At 69.1% G+C, this 13210-nt stretch carries 17 protein-coding genes; 9 read left to right on the forward strand and 8 right to left on the reverse strand.

What is annotated here, in order from left to right:
• Positions 1-47: 47 nt before the first annotated feature.
• The 4 genes from AB0I66_RS25660 to AB0I66_RS25675 form a co-directional block, all read right to left on the reverse strand.
• Entirely contained in the window at positions 48-485 is a 438-nt protein-coding gene (locus AB0I66_RS25660) for an SsgA family sporulation/cell division regulator (protein ID WP_363210291.1), read from the reverse strand.
• A gap of 103 nt (positions 486-588) precedes the next feature.
• Positions 589-1314 carry an IclR family transcriptional regulator C-terminal domain-containing protein gene (locus AB0I66_RS25665; protein ID WP_363210666.1) on the reverse strand — a complete coding sequence of 242 codons (726 nt, stop codon included), beginning with the start codon at positions 1312-1314 and terminating at the stop codon, positions 589-591.
• Positions 1315-1603: 289 nt separating this feature from the next.
• Positions 1604-1825: a DUF5326 family protein gene (locus tag AB0I66_RS25670; protein ID WP_363210292.1), complete on the reverse strand. Its 222-nt coding sequence runs from the start codon at positions 1823-1825 to the stop codon at positions 1604-1606.
• A gap of 191 nt (positions 1826-2016) precedes the next feature.
• Positions 2017-2334 (reverse strand): cupin domain-containing protein, encoded by a 318-nt coding sequence (locus tag AB0I66_RS25675; RefSeq protein WP_363210293.1) that lies wholly within the window; start codon positions 2332-2334, stop codon positions 2017-2019.
• 71 nt (positions 2335-2405) lie between these two features.
• Between AB0I66_RS25675 and AB0I66_RS25680 the strand changes: the two genes are divergently transcribed.
• The 5 genes from AB0I66_RS25680 (at position 2406) to AB0I66_RS25700 (ending at position 6158) form a co-directional block, all read left to right on the forward strand.
• A complete protein-coding gene (locus AB0I66_RS25680; protein ID WP_363210294.1) occupies positions 2406-2786 on the forward strand; it encodes a phage holin family protein in 381 nt (126 codons plus the stop codon).
• A gap of 9 nt (positions 2787-2795) precedes the next feature.
• Positions 2796-3293, forward strand: coding sequence for a low molecular weight protein-tyrosine-phosphatase (locus AB0I66_RS25685; RefSeq protein WP_363210295.1), 498 nt, complete (start codon positions 2796-2798; stop codon positions 3291-3293).
• Positions 3290-4483, forward strand: coding sequence for a cystathionine gamma-lyase (locus AB0I66_RS25690; RefSeq protein WP_363210296.1), 1194 nt, complete (start codon positions 3290-3292; stop codon positions 4481-4483). The genes AB0I66_RS25685 and AB0I66_RS25690 overlap by 4 nt, the downstream gene beginning before the upstream one ends.
• Positions 4484-4710: 227 nt before the next feature.
• Entirely contained in the window at positions 4711-5616 is a 906-nt protein-coding gene (locus AB0I66_RS25695; RefSeq protein WP_363210297.1) for a LysR family transcriptional regulator, read from the forward strand.
• 59 nt (positions 5617-5675) lie between these two features.
• The gene (locus tag AB0I66_RS25700; protein ID WP_363210298.1) at positions 5676-6158 is read left to right on the forward strand and encodes an NUDIX hydrolase; all 483 of its coding nucleotides are present in this window, start codon (positions 5676-5678) and stop codon (positions 6156-6158) included.
• Here the strand turns inward: AB0I66_RS25700 and AB0I66_RS25705 are convergent.
• Together AB0I66_RS25705 and AB0I66_RS25710 are read right to left on the reverse strand one after the other, a co-directional pair.
• Entirely contained in the window at positions 6155-7672 is a 1518-nt protein-coding gene (locus tag AB0I66_RS25705; RefSeq protein ID WP_363210299.1) for a globin domain-containing protein, read from the reverse strand. The genes AB0I66_RS25700 and AB0I66_RS25705 overlap by 4 nt on opposite strands.
• Positions 7673-8066: 394 nt before the next feature.
• Complete coding sequence (locus AB0I66_RS25710; protein WP_363210300.1) at positions 8067-8699, reverse strand: HAD-IB family phosphatase; 633 nt, start codon at positions 8697-8699, stop codon at positions 8067-8069.
• A gap of 76 nt (positions 8700-8775) precedes the next feature.
• Here AB0I66_RS25710 and AB0I66_RS25715 point away from each other — a divergent pair, with 76 nt between their 5' ends.
• Entirely contained in the window at positions 8776-9327 is a 552-nt protein-coding gene (locus tag AB0I66_RS25715) for a DUF2269 domain-containing protein (protein WP_363210301.1), read from the forward strand.
• A 5-nt stretch (positions 9328-9332) separates the two neighbouring features.
• On the forward strand, positions 9333-10202 hold the full coding sequence (locus tag AB0I66_RS25720) for a GNAT family N-acetyltransferase (RefSeq protein WP_363210302.1): 870 nt from the start codon (positions 9333-9335) through the stop codon (positions 10200-10202).
• 77 nt (positions 10203-10279) lie between these two features.
• Here AB0I66_RS25720 and AB0I66_RS25725 read toward each other — a convergent pair whose 3' ends face one another.
• Complete coding sequence (locus AB0I66_RS25725; protein ID WP_363210303.1) at positions 10280-10705, reverse strand: heme-binding protein; 426 nt, start codon at positions 10703-10705, stop codon at positions 10280-10282.
• 44 nt (positions 10706-10749) lie between these two features.
• Positions 10750-11958, reverse strand: coding sequence for an MFS transporter (locus tag AB0I66_RS25730; RefSeq protein ID WP_363210304.1), 1209 nt, complete (start codon positions 11956-11958; stop codon positions 10750-10752).
• A gap of 140 nt (positions 11959-12098) precedes the next feature.
• Between AB0I66_RS25730 and AB0I66_RS25735 the strand changes: the two genes are divergently transcribed.
• Positions 12099-12557: a MarR family transcriptional regulator gene (locus tag AB0I66_RS25735; protein ID WP_363210305.1), complete on the forward strand. Its 459-nt coding sequence runs from the start codon at positions 12099-12101 to the stop codon at positions 12555-12557.
• A 142-nt stretch (positions 12558-12699) separates the two neighbouring features.
• Positions 12700-13152 carry a GNAT family N-acetyltransferase gene (locus AB0I66_RS25740; protein ID WP_363210306.1) on the forward strand — a complete coding sequence of 151 codons (453 nt, stop codon included), beginning with the start codon at positions 12700-12702 and terminating at the stop codon, positions 13150-13152.
• The last annotated feature ends 58 nt before the right edge of the window (positions 13153-13210 follow it).

Raw genomic sequence — 13210 nt, forward strand, 5'->3', positions numbered from 1 at the left:
CGAAATGCATCAATCTGCCGTACGGCTGCGTCTCTTGGCCTCGGAGGTCAGCCCGCGCTCTGCTCCTCGGCGAGGATCCGGTCCAGTGCCTCGTCCAGGTGTGTCTCGAAGTCGGCGAGCGCCCGCTCCTGCCCCAGCGGAACCAGCTTGTCCGTACGGTCGAGGAAGGCGAGCAGGGGCGGAATCCCCACCCGGAACAGCGCCTGGTCCACGCCGACCTGGAGCCGGATGAGCACCTCGTCGAGCAGCTCGGGATCGGTGGGAACGATGTGCACGTCCCCGTCTCCGCACGCCTCGCCCACCCCGTCGACCAGCAGCTCGCGGCCGAAGGCCCAGGTGACGGGTGCGTCTCCGGGGAGGTGGAAGGTCAACCGGACGGCGTAAGGATCGCCGGTCTCATAACGCAGCTCCACCGGGATGCGGAACGACAGCTCCTCGGAAACTAGGAAGCTCATCATGACCTCTGCCTGGACCGACTCGCGCATCGCCCGCCTACCCCGTCGCTAAAGCTCGACTGGCCAGGAACCAACTCCCTGACACTCATGGCATCTTGCTTAACGTACACATCAGATCACAAGGAGTGAGTTTTCAGATGCTGATAGAGAAAGCAAGTGTCCTTAGCAGCCTTCCGATCTCGCCCTGCAAACGCTCGGCCGCAGGTAGCAGACGGTCCGCCTGATAGGCCGGAACTGAAATCGCCATCGTCGCGGCCGTGTTACCCGCAGTGATCGGAATCGCGGCGCAGACCGTCCCCAACGCGTACTCCTGGCGCTCCACCACGGGCCGCATCCGGTCCATCGCGTCCAGGCGGCGGATGAAAGCGCGGTTGTCGCGGACCGAGTATCGAGTGAGCGACTGCACCGGATAGCGGGAGAGGTGGTCCTGGCGCTGTTCGTCGTCGAGTTGGGCGAGCAGACATTGCCCGATCGCATGGGCGTGTCCGGTCTCGCGGAAGTCGGCCCATTCCTCCACCGCCGGATTCCCCGGCGTGTCCGCGACGGCCACGACCTCGATCTCGCCCTCGCGGTAGACGGCGAAGTACACCGGCACGCCGATGGCGTCCCGCCAGTGCTCCAGGGCCTCACCGATCATGCCGCGACGATTCTGCTGTGCTCCGCTCGCACTCAGCCGCTCGGCCGCCTCGCCGAGCACGAACACGCCCTTCTCGCGGCTCAGATAGCCCTCGTGGGTCAGGGTCCTCAGCAGGTGATACGCCGTGGGGAGGGCGAGCCCGGCCTCGCGCGCCAACTGCTTGGCGGGCGCCCCCTCCTGGTGCGCGGACGCGGCCTCCAGGAGGCGCATCGCCCGCTGCACCGAGCCAATGAGGGTCGGCGCGGCCGTGGTTGAGGCCGGACCGGACGGCGACGCCGCGTACGAGGGGTCGTCGGACGGGATGTCGGCGGGTGTGGCGTCAACCGTGGCCAAGGTTCACTCCCGAAAACGGCTGGGGGTTCCGCCCGTGCCCGGGGCTACACGGGTGGGAGCGCAGTGCGCCCGCACGCGGGGCTCACCCCGCGTCGGTTTTCGGACTCTAACCGCTGGCCGCCGGACCAAGGCGCCGCACCAGGAAACTTCCCCCACCCGAGCGAACTGTTGCGGCAAGTCACCAATCGCTGCGCGAAGAGGTCGAGCCGGATATGAACTTCCGTACGACGTAGATGAGTCCACCCACCAAGGCGACGAAAAGCAGCGCCTTGAACAGCAGGCCGACCACGAAACCCACGATGCTCGCTATCAGGCCGCCGAACACGACCAGGGCGATGACAGGCACCGCGATCCACTTCACCCACCACGGCAATCCCGAGAAGATCTCCTGCGCAGCCATCGTCCTTACCTCTCTCCGCATACGTCCTGCTTCTTGCATTCGATGCTAGGGCGGCGGGGGGCCCGACGGGGGCCTCGCATCCCTTGTCCTCCCCTGATCCGCCCCCTAGGGAACCCCGAGGTCGCAGCCCCGAGAAGTCAGCCCTGCGGCGTACAGGACCAGCCTTCCGCAGGGCTGCCGGCAGGGGAGGATCAGCCCTCCGGCGGCGAGAAGACGACGAGCACCCGCAGGTCCTCGCTGATGTGATGGAACTTGTGGGCCACCCCGGCAGGCACGTAGACCACGCTGCCGCGGGCGACCTGGGTGGTCTCCATGCCGACCGTGATCGACGCCCGGCCGCTGACGATCATGTACACCTCGTCCTGCTGATGAGGCTGCTGCGGGTCCGACTCCCCGGCGTCGAGCGCGTACAGCCCGACCGACATGTTCCGCTCGTGCAGAAACTGCAGATACGCGCCGTCGTTCGCGGCGCGCTCCGTCTCCAGTTCATCCAGCCGGAATGCCTTCATCGTCCTCGTACACCCCTTGCCCCAGCCCGCGAACCGGCCGTTCTGGCCGTCCGTCTGCAACGATCACACACATGAAGAATTTCGTAGTCAAGACGATCGCCAACGCGGCGGCCCTGGCCGTCGCCGTGTGGCTCCTCGACAAGATCACGCTGACCGGCGACAGCACGGGCAAGAAGACGCTCACGCTGATCGTCGTCGCCCTGCTCTTCGGCCTGGTGAACTTCCTGGTCAAGCCGGTCGTGAAGGTGCTCACCTTCCCCCTGTTCATCCTGACCCTCGGCCTGATCACCCTCGTGGTCAACGCGTTGATGCTGCTGCTCACCTCGTGGCTGGCCGACAAGCTCGACGTGGCCTTCCACGTCGACGGGTTCTGGACCGCCGTCCTGGGCGGCCTGATCATTTCGATCGTGTCCTGGGCGATGAACGTCGTCCTGCCCGACGACAAGGACTGAGACCGCCCCATGGCCTTCTCCGTGTGCTTCGTGTGCACCGGCAACATCTGCCGGTCCCCCATGGCCGAGTCCGTCTTCCGCGCCCGGGTCGACGAGGCAGGGCTCGGTGGCCTCGTAGAGGTGGACAGCGCGGGCACCGACGGCTGGCACGAGGGGGACGGCGCCGATCCGCGCACCGTCTCCGTCCTGGAGGCGGCCGGCTATGAGAGCGATCACGTGGCGCGCCGCTTCCAGGTCTCCTGGTTCTCCCGGCTCGACCTCGTGATCGCCCTGGACGCCGGTCACCACCGGGCTCTGCGCCGCCTCGCGCCCACGCCGGCCGACGCGGACAAGGTACGGCTGCTGCGCTCGTACGACCCCGTCGCCGCCGGACTCGGTGAGCTGGACGTGCCTGATCCGTACTACGGGGACATCGACGGGTTCGACACGTGCCTGAGAATGGTCGAGGCGGCGAGCGACGGTCTGCTCGACGCCGTACGTGAAGCAAGGGAAGGGCGGGCGGCATGACGGACTCCGCAGCGATATCCGCAGGTGACGGCGCGGGAACAGGCACCGGGACGGGCGACGGCACGAGAGCGGTGCGGGCCGGCCTCCCCGAGCCGGTGAAGTATGAGCCGACCCTTCCGGGGCCGGTGTTCGCCGCGCACTTCCACCTGCCGGGCGAGCCCACCGGGCCGTACACCTACGGCCGGGACGACAACCCGACCTGGACGCTTCTCGAGCAGGCCATCGGCGAGCTCGAGGCGCCGGACCAGGGCAGCGGCGGGTCCGTGGGCCCGGACGTCGAGACCCTGGTCTTCGCCTCCGGGATGGCCGCCATCTCGGCGGTGCTCTTCTCGCAGCTGCGCGCCGGTGACGTGGTGGTCCTGCCGGACGACGGCTATCAGGCGCTGCCCCTCGTCAGGGAGCAGCTGACCGCGTACGGCATCGAGGTGCGCACCGCCCCGACCGGCGGCGACGCCCAGCTCGACGTCCTGGACGGCGCCAAGCTGCTGTGGATCGAGACGCCGTCGAACCCGGGCCTCGACGTGTGCGACGTACGGCGCCTCGCCGACGCGGCACACGCGCGTGGAGCCCTCGTGGCGGTCGACAACACTCTGGCCACGCCGCTCGGCCAGCGCCCCCTCGAACTCGGCGCGGACTTCTCCGTGGCCAGTGGCACCAAGATGCTCACCGGCCACGGCGACATCCTCCTTGGATACGTCGCCTGCCGCGACGCGGAGCTGACCGCATCCGTGCGGCGCTGGCGCAAGATCGTCGGGGCCATTCCGGGGCCCATGGAGGCCTGGCTGGCGCATCGCTCGCTCGCCACGCTCCAGCTGCGCGCCGATCGCCAGAACGCCAACGCCCTGGCCCTGGCCGAGGCGCTGCGCGCCCGTGACGAGGTGACCGGGCTCCGCTACCCGGGGCTGCCCGACGACCCCTCGTACAAGGTCGCCTCGCAGCAGATGCGGCGCTTCGGGTGCGTGGTCTCGTTCACGCTCCCCTCGCGCGAGCGGGCCGACCGTTTTCTGGACGCGCTGCGTCTGGTCGACGACGCGACGAGCTTCGGTGGCGTGCGTTCCACCGCGGAGCGGCGCGGCCGCTGGGGCGGTGACGCCGTCGCGGAGGGCTTCATCCGCCTCTCCGCCGGTTCCGAGGACGCCGTTGACCTGGTCGCGGACGTGCTGCGCGCGCTGGACGAGTCGGCGGGCTGAGCACCCTGCATGCCCGTCGAGCACTCACTCGCTAGTACCGGGCTACGCACAACGAACGGTCCGAGCCTCCCCCCTCGTGGCTCGGACCGTTCCGGTTCTGCGCGCGAAGAACCGCGCGAACAAGGCTAGTTGACTGTGTGTCAGTGTCCAATCACAGTAGCGGCAGAGACCTATCGACATATTTATAGTTGGCCGCGGCCCGAGGGCCGGGAGGGGAGGGCGCCGCCGTGGATCTGGCCCTGCTGCGCACGTTCGTGACCGTGCACCGGGCAGGTTCCTTCACGCGTGCCGCCGCCCTGCTCGGCCTGTCCCAGCCCGCCGTCACCTCGCAGATACGGACCCTTGAGCGGCAGTTGGGCCGCCCCTTGTTCCTGCGTCAGGCGCGCGGCGTGACCCCCACGACCATCGGGGACGAGCTCGCCCACAAGGCCGCGCCGCATCTCGACGCCCTGGTGGAGATCGCGGAGACAGGGCTCGAAGAGGACTCGTCCGTGCGTACGCTCCACCTTGCGGGGCCTCCCGAGTTCACCGCTGCCCGCGCGTTACCCGCTCTCACCGCGCTGACCGGGCAGGACGGGCAGGGCCTGGCGCTGCGGGCCTCGTTCGGGAACGCGGAGGAGGTCCTGGAAGGGCTCTCCGCCGGGCACCACGACCTGGCGATCACCACAGTCCGGCCGCGCGGCACCCTACTCACCGCGACCCCGCTGTGCGACGAGGAGCACGTCCTGGTCGCGAGCCCGCGCCTGGCGTCCCGCATCGGCCCCGGCAAGCTGCGCCGCAAGGGCGCGGCGGTGCTGGAGGGCCTGCCCGTGGTGGAGGTACACGAGTCACTGCCGCTGGTCGCCCGCTACTGGGCCGCCGTCTTCGACACCCGTCCGGCCGCATCGGGCGCCGTCATTGTGCCGGACCTGAGGGCGGTGCTCGCCTGTGTCTCCACCGGGGCGGGACTCGCCGTGCTGCCGCGCTATCTCTGTGCGCCCGCCTTGGAGAGTGGCGAGGTCGTGGCCCTGCTGGACCCGGCGGTGCCACCCCTGCGCACGTATTTCCTCGTCGTGCGCACCGGCACGCTCGCGATGACGCACATCGCGCGGGCGCACGAGTGGCTGCTGCGCGCTGCCGTCGACTGGGCTTGAGCAGGACTCCGGCTGGTTCACGATGTTTCACGTGGAACAGTCCGGGCCACATTCCTCCCATGACCGTCCGACCCGTGGTCAAGCGCACCGCCCGTGCCGTCCTGCTCGACGGCAACGACCTGATCCTGATCAAGCGGACCAAACCCGGCATGGATCCCTACTGGCTCACCCCTGGTGGCGGCGTGGAGCCGGAGGACGCGACCGTCGTCGACGCGCTCCATCGTGAGGTGCACGAGGAGCTCGGCGCCAAGATCTCCGACGTGGTGCCCTGCTTCGTCGACACCGTCGAGCACATCGGCGAGGACGGCGGCGCGACCGGCGTCAAAGTCCAGCACTTCTTCGTCTGCCGCCTGGAATCCATGGATGTCTCGCTGCGGCACGGCCCGGAGATGGAGGAGCCGTGCGGCGAGTACGAGATCGTCCACGTGCCCTTCACCCGGGTCGGGATCGCCTCGGTCCACCTCGTGCCGCTGTCACTGCGGCACTACCTGGACGGCAACATCGAGGGCGTCCGCGCGATGCACGCCCCTGATCTGGGCTAATCGCCCGCGGCGACCAGTTCCTCGACGGAGTCGTGGCGGATGCGGCCGGCCGGGATGCCGATGTCGCGCAGCGCGTCCACTCCGCTGCGGATCATGCCGGGCGGGCCCGAGAGGTAGGCGTCGTACTCGTTCCAGGGGCCGTACTCACGCACGGCGTCCGGGAAGTGGGCGTGGCCGTCCACGACCGGGCGGACCGAGAGCCAGGGATGGGTCTGCTGGAGTCGCAGCATCGTGTCGATGTCATACAGGTCGTGGTCGCTGCGGGCACCGTAGAAGACCTCCACCGGCCGCCGTTCGCCGTGCTCGGCGACATCCTCGACCAGCGCCTTGATGGGGGCGATGCCGGTGCCCCCGCCCAGACAGAGCAGGCCGCTGTCGGTGGTGTGGTCGACGGTCATCGAACCGGCGGGCGCGCCCAGCCGCAGGACATCGCCGGGACGTGCGTGATGCACCAGGGCGTTGGAGACCCAGCCCGCGGGGACGGCCTTCACATGGAACGAGAGCAGCCCGTCGGAGCGCGGAGCCGACGCGAACGAGTAGTGCCGCCAGATCCGCGGCCACCAAGGCGTCTCCAGGCTCGTGTACTGGCCTGCGAGGAAGGGGTAGGGCTGATCGGGCCGGACGGTGACGACAGCGATGTCAGGCGTCCTCAGGTCGTGTGAGACCACCTCCGCCAACCACCAGGCGGGAGCGCGCAGTTCGTCCGCGGCAGCCGCGTCGATCATGATCTGGGAGATCGTCGTGTACGTGCGGACCCAGGCGGCCTCGGTCTCCTCGTCCCAGACCGCGCTCGCGTACCGGCTGAGCGAGCCGATCAGGCACTCACCGACGGCCGGGTAGTGCTCGGGCCGCGTGCCGTACTTGCGGTGTCCGCGCCCGAGGTTCTTCAGGTACGCGGCGAGTACGTCGTGGTGGTCGATGTGCTCGGCCGCGGTCAGCAGCGCCTTGAGCAGCCGGTCGCGCTGGGTGTCCATCGCGGCGGGGAACAGGGGCCGCAGGTCGGGGTGACGGGTGAAGAGCAGCGCGTAGAAGTACGAGGTCACCTTGTCGGAGACGGGCGCTATCTCGTCCATCGTGCGCTGGACGAGGATCGCGTCAGGGGACCCCGAAGGGGAGGAGGGCTTTCGCGGCTCCGGTATGCGCTCGGAGCGCAACTCGGGCTGGGGCTCCGGGCTCTGAAGTGTGCCGTGCGGCGCGGCCGGTGCGGGCGTCGGTGCTGCCGCGCCCCGGGCTGCCGGTATTCGCTCCTCGGGCGCGTACTCGGGCGCGACCGCGTGCTCAGGCGCGGCCGCAGGTTCGGGTGCGGGCCGGGCTTCGGGGCCGGGCCTGCCCACCGGACGGATGGTGGACACCCGGCGTCCCTCGGTCGCCTCGGGCTCACCGCCCTCGGGCCGTGTCGACTGCTCGCCGCCCTCCGACGGCGCCGGCGCCTTCCGTGGGGTGAACCAACCGCCTCCACCGCCGCTGTCGCCGGAAGTACCGTTGCCCGCCGACGTGGTGGTCGGAGCGTCCATGCTGTGCCTCGCCTCGAACATCTCTCAGTCGGTCCGTGCACTTCCCTGAAGGAAGCCGCTTGCTTTCCCCGCTCCGCCTCGACAGCCAATATGGCCACATTGAACCCCGGACTACCGGACCCTACGGACAAGTAGGCGGCAAATGTGACATTGCCCGCAGCTTCCTCATCGCAGCGTCCCATCCCGCACCGTGACGCCGGTCGCGTAACGGAAAGTTCAGGTCTTCGATCTCTTCGTCCCGTTAGGCTGCGTTGACCTCCGCCCGCGCCCCCCAGAGGTGCACTGAGATGCACCCGGCCCGAACCGGACTCGACCATACCGGCAGCCGTCCGGCGCACAAGTCCCGCCGCCCTTCCCCGGGAATTCAGGGATCGACGCCCTCCAATTGCCCCAATTACCCGGCGCCACGCACCAATTCATACGCCTTACGCAGATCACGCCCGACATAAGAGTGGGTGGCGAGCCCGGCGAGCCGATGATCCGCATTGACAGCGACCGAAACAGGCACCGCTCCGAACAGCTCCAGGTCCGAGAGCGAGTCGCCATAAGCGATGCAATCGGACTGCCCCACCCCGAACTCTTCACACAGCCGGTTCGCGATCTTCACCTTGGCCGCGGCATTGAGAATGCCCGTCGGATTCACCGGCTCGGTGAAAGGCACGGAGGGGAAACGCGACCCGTACGCGGCATGCGCACCCCAGCCGAGCAGCCGCTCCACGAAGAACGAAGGCGAAAGCGAGATCACCGCGCAGTAGTCGCCGCCCTCCCGGATCTCGGCCCAGGTCTCTTGGATACCCGTTAGCCACGGCGCCCCCTCGAAGGCGGCGGTGACCTGCGCGTCCGTGAGGTCGGCCCACAGAGCGTGCACCCGGGCCGCGTACTGGGGCGAGTCGATGCGCTGCGCCACGAAGTCGCGTTCCAGCTCCGCGATCTCCGCGTCGAGGCCGAGCTGACGGGAGATCTCCACGGGGGCCGCCGTGCCGTGCAGCAGCGTTCCGTCCAGGTCGAAGAGGTGAAGGCGTGCCATGTACGCCGAGGCTAGTACCCACGGTTACTCCCGCTGTCAGACGCCTTCGGCCGTCGCTCGCGGCACCGTGTTTCACGTGAAACTAAGCCGCCCCGCTCGCCGGGCCACCCTCGTCGTCCATGTCATCGCCGCCGCAGGCTGGCTCGGGCTCACGCTCGGCCTGCTCGCGCTTGCTTTCGCGGCCATCACCACGGATTCCGCCTCGGTCACCGAGGCCGCCGCCCGCTCCATGAAGCTCTTCGCGGACTGGCTGGTGCTGCCGCTCGCGCTGCTCACGCTGCTGAGCGGCCTGCTGCTGTCCCTTGGTACCCCTTGGGGACTTGCCAGGCACCGCTGGGTCTACACGAAGTTCTGGCTGACCTTGGCCACCACCGCCGCGTCGGCGTTCGCGCTGCGTCCGGGCATCAACGACACCGTCGCCACCGTTTCCGCGGGTGAGCCGGTGACGGATCCGACCGGTCTGATCGCCGGACCCATCGTCTCCTTGAGCGCCTATCTCTTCATGACGGTCATCTCGGTGCTCAAGCCCTGGGGTCTGACCCGCCGCGGCCAGAAGCGACGTGGCCAAATCCACCGTGCCTCTACCCGCAAACCGGTGGACGCCAAGGTCATGCGTCAGACAGCCTGAGCCGAGTGTCGACACCTACCCTTTCCGCTCTGCCCATCCGCCGGCTGACCCTCCGTGATCTCCACGCCTGCGCCGACCTGTCGCAGGATCGAGGCTGGCCACGCGAGGACCACAAATGGGGGCTCCTGCTCTCGGCCGGCACGGGCTACGGCATCGACGACCCCGACGGTGACGGCCTCGCCGCCGCCTGTGTGGTCACCGAGTACGGACCACAGGAGCGCCCCGGCCTCGGAGCGATCGGCATGGTCCTCGTCGCCGAGCGCCACGCCCGCAAGGGCCTCGGCCGTCGCCTGATGCAGTACGTCATCGAGGGCGCGGGGACCACCCTGCTCACCCTCCACGCGACGCCGGTCGGTCAACCCCTCTATGAACAGCTCGGATTCAAGACCACCGGTCGTGTCGAAATGGTCCGCGGCCGGTTCACTCCCGGCGGCCCGCTGCCGGATGTCGCCACCCGTCCGGCGACCGCGGAGGACCTCCCCACGATCGTCCGGCTCGACAACGAGGTCTTCGGACTCGACCGCACGCACGTACTCACCCGGCTTCGCGCCTTCGTCGACCAGCTGCGGGTCGCGGAGGTGGACGGCACGATCACGGGTTACGCGGGCGCCTGGCCGAACATGGAGACCCATGTCATCGGCCCCCTGATCGCTCCGGACACGGAGACCGCGAAGGCTCTGATCGCCTCGCTCGCCGAAGGCTCGGACCGGCCGCTGCGCACCGACATCGACGTACGCCATGAAGAGCTGCTCGCCTGGGTGAAGGAGCGCGGCCTGGAGCCGATCGCCTTCAACGCCGTCATGACGTACGGCATCCCCGAACTGCCCGGCGACTGGACCCGTCGCTTCGCGCCGCTGACGGTCGCTGCGGGCTGACCACACACAGAGGCCCGCCCCCGGACGCCGGATACTCCCGGCGCTCGGGGGCGGGCCTTCGTACTCCCGCTGTCGTACTAAGCGAGGGCCTCCACGGCCGTCGTGGCGAACCCGTGGTCCTGCTCGGGAGCTCCGCCACCGACACCGATGGAGCCGATCCGCCGGCCGTCACGGTGGACCGGGACGCCCCCGGCGATGAAGAGCAGCGGCCGGTCGAGGGCGGTGGGCAGGGTGTGGAAGGGTCCGTCCGGCTTGACCAGGTCGACGAGGTCGGCGGTGGGGGCGTTGAGCTGAAGCGCCGTGTACGCCTTACGGGTGCTGGTCTCGCCGGAGATCAGTACGGCCCTGTCGTCGCGCCGGAAGGCGAGCAGATGGCCGCCCGCGTCGAGAACGGTGACGCTGACCGTCACACCGGCTTCCTCTGCCGCCCGGTTTGCCGCGGTGACGAGTGCCTCGGCGTCCTGCGTGGTGAGCGGGGCGACGGCGGGGGTGGTGGTGCTCATGAGGTTCTCCTTGTGCGGTGGTGCTGGTGAGGGGGAAAGAAGGGTCAGTGGTGGACGGGCGTCGCGTGCTCGACGGGGGTGGCGCCCGCGACGACCAGACTGGGAGCGGCCGAGCGGCGCTCGAGCGTGGCCGAGACGACGGCCAGGAGGAGCGCGGAGCCCGCCAGTACCGCGCCCACCCAGTTGGGGGCGGTGTAACCGAGGCCGGCTGAGATCACGAGACCGCCGAGCCAGGCCGAGAGCGCGTTGCCGAGGTTGAAGGCGCCGATGTTCATGGCCGAGGCGAGCGTGGGGGCGCCGGAGGCCTGGTCGAGCACCCGCTTCTGCAGCGGCGGCACGGTGGCGAAGCCCAGGGCGCCGATGAGCGTGATGGTCACGGCGGCCGCGATCTTGTTGTGCGCGGTGAAGGTGAAGAGGGCGAGCACGACGGCCAGCGAGCTGAGCGAGATGTAGAGCAGCGGCATCAGGGCGCGGTCCGCGAACTTTCCGCCGATCAGGTTGCCCGCGACCATGCCGAGGCCGAAGAGGACGAGAAGCCAGGTCACGGAGGAGTCCGCGTAGCCGGCGACGTCCGTCATCATCGGGGCGAGGTAGGTGACGGCCGCGAAGACTCCGCCGAAGCCGAGAATCGTCATCGCCATGGCGAGCAGCACCTGGACATTGCGGAAGGCGGCCAGCTCGTGGCGCAGCCGTACGCCTTCGGGCTTGGGGAGGTCCGGCACGAGCTTGGCGATGCCTGCCAGGCCGATGACGCCGAGCCCAGCGACGACGGCGAAGGTGGTGCGCCAGCCGAGGGTCTGTCCGACGAGCGTGCCGAGCGGCACACCGACCACGTTGGCCACCGTCAGGCCCGTGAACATCATGGCGATGGCTCCGGCCTTCTTCTGCGGTGCGACCAGTTCCGCCGCGACGACCGAGCCGATGCCGAAGAAGGCTCCGTGGGCGAGCGAGGCGACCACTCGGCCCGCGAGCATGACGCCGAAGACCGGGGCCACGGCGGAGAGCAGGTTGCCCGCGATGAACAGGCCCATGAGCAGCATCAGCATGCGCTTGCGCGAGATGCGGGTGCCGAGGACGGTCATCAGGGGAGCGCCGAGTACGACGCCGAGTGCGTAGCCGGTCACGAGAAGGCCGGCCGTGGGGATGGAGACGCCGAAGTCACCCGCGACCTCAGGGAGCAGTCCCATGATCACGAACTCTGTGGTCCCGATTCCGAAGGCCCCGATCGCGAGGGCCAGTAGCGCGAGAGGCATGGTTCTACCTTCCAAGACGGTTGCAGGTGCGCTTAGCTTGCGTCCACAATAGTTGCACACGCGGGTTACTTGCAACCGCTGGATATTGCGTCGGTGGACTATCCTGGCTTCAGCAGCTCCGGGACGGAGGAACAAGAGCCATGACAGCGACGGACCCCGCACTGACCGCCCTTGCGCAGGGCTGGTGCGCGCTCTCCCTGCTCCACGGGAAGATCGAGACCCACATCGAGCGCGCTCTGCAGGCCAGGCACGACCTGAGCGTGCGCGAGTACTCCCTGCTGGACGTCCTCAGCCGCCAGCACGACGGGGAGGGCGGTCATCTGCAGATGAAGCAGGTCGCCGACGCCGTCGTACTCAGCCAGAGCGCCACCACGCGGCTGGTCACGCGGCTCGAGGACCGCGGGCTGCTGTCCCGCTACCTCTGCCCCACCGACCGCCGCGGCATCTACACGGACGTCAGCGAGGCGGGCGCCTCGCTGCTTGCCGAGGCCCGCCCCACCAATGACACCGCGCTGCGCGAGGCGCTCGACGAGGCGGCACTGAACCCGGAGCTGGCTCCGCTGGTCAGGGCCGTGGAAGCGGTGCGGGTTCCGGCGTAGGGCAGCCGGCTACGCGGTGGCGTTCCTGCCGACCACGCGGTGGCGTTCCTGAGAGGGGCGGTCGCCTCCTGAGAGGGGCGGTCGCTCCCCGGCGTCCGCGGTCGCCTCCCGAAAGACTGGGTGGCTGCATAGGCTGCGCCTCATGGGAGATCTTGAGATACGCCCGGCGGTCGCCGACGACATCCCCGCCATCGTGGAGATGCTCGCCGACGATCCCCTGGGCAGCACGCGCGAGTCGCTGGACGACCTCACCCCGTACCTCGCCGCGTTCGAACGCCTCGCCACGGACCCGAACCAGCATCAGGTCGTCGCCGTACGCGAGGGACGCGTCGTCGGCACGCTGCAGCTCACGATCGTTCCGGGCCTGTCCCGGAAGGGAGCGTTGCGGTCGATCATCGAGGGCGTACGTGTCCATGCGGATGAGCGCGGCGGCGGTCTCGGCACCCGCTTCATCGAGTGGGCCGTCGATGAATCCCGGCGACAGGGCTGCCAGTTGGTGCAGCTGACCTCTGATGCCAGCCGCACCGATGCCCGCCGCTTCTATGAGCGCCTCGGGTTCACGGCATCCCATGTGGGCTTCAAGCTGCAGCTCTGAAGCTGCTGTTGATGGGTCGCAGCGGTGGGGCGTCGTGTTTCACGTGAAACACGACGCC

It is taken from the genome of Streptomyces sp. NPDC050439 (assembly GCF_040655335.1).
Classification (GTDB): domain Bacteria; phylum Actinomycetota; class Actinomycetes; order Streptomycetales; family Streptomycetaceae; genus Streptomyces.

Excerpts from the sequence above, each read along its gene's own strand:
- AB0I66_RS25675 (WP_363210293.1), bottom strand. The coding sequence starts at position 2,334 with ATGAAGGCATTCCGGCTGGATGAACTGGAGACGGAGCGCGCCGCGAAC.
- AB0I66_RS25735 (WP_363210305.1), top strand. The coding sequence starts at position 12,099 with ATGACAGCGACGGACCCCGCACTGACCGCCCTTGCGCAGGGCTGGTGC.
- AB0I66_RS25680 (WP_363210294.1), top strand. The coding sequence starts at position 2,406 with ATGAAGAATTTCGTAGTCAAGACGATCGCCAACGCGGCGGCCCTGGCC.
- AB0I66_RS25740 (WP_363210306.1), top strand. The coding sequence starts at position 12,700 with ATGGGAGATCTTGAGATACGCCCGGCGGTCGCCGACGACATCCCCGCC.
- AB0I66_RS25700 (WP_363210298.1), top strand. The coding sequence starts at position 5,676 with ATGACCGTCCGACCCGTGGTCAAGCGCACCGCCCGTGCCGTCCTGCTC.
- AB0I66_RS25670 (WP_363210292.1), bottom strand. The coding sequence starts at position 1,825 with ATGGCTGCGCAGGAGATCTTCTCGGGATTGCCGTGGTGGGTGAAGTGG.
- AB0I66_RS25710 (WP_363210300.1), bottom strand. The coding sequence starts at position 8,699 with ATGGCACGCCTTCACCTCTTCGACCTGGACGGAACGCTGCTGCACGGC.
- AB0I66_RS25730 (WP_363210304.1), bottom strand. The coding sequence starts at position 11,958 with ATGCCTCTCGCGCTACTGGCCCTCGCGATCGGGGCCTTCGGAATCGGG.
- AB0I66_RS25660 (WP_363210291.1), bottom strand. The coding sequence starts at position 485 with ATGCGCGAGTCGGTCCAGGCAGAGGTCATGATGAGCTTCCTAGTTTCC.
- AB0I66_RS25725 (WP_363210303.1), bottom strand. The coding sequence starts at position 10,705 with ATGAGCACCACCACCCCCGCCGTCGCCCCGCTCACCACGCAGGACGCC.
- AB0I66_RS25690 (WP_363210296.1), top strand. The coding sequence starts at position 3,290 with ATGACGGACTCCGCAGCGATATCCGCAGGTGACGGCGCGGGAACAGGC.
- AB0I66_RS25685 (WP_363210295.1), top strand. The coding sequence starts at position 2,796 with ATGGCCTTCTCCGTGTGCTTCGTGTGCACCGGCAACATCTGCCGGTCC.
- AB0I66_RS25705 (WP_363210299.1), bottom strand. The coding sequence starts at position 7,672 with ATGGACGCTCCGACCACCACGTCGGCGGGCAACGGTACTTCCGGCGAC.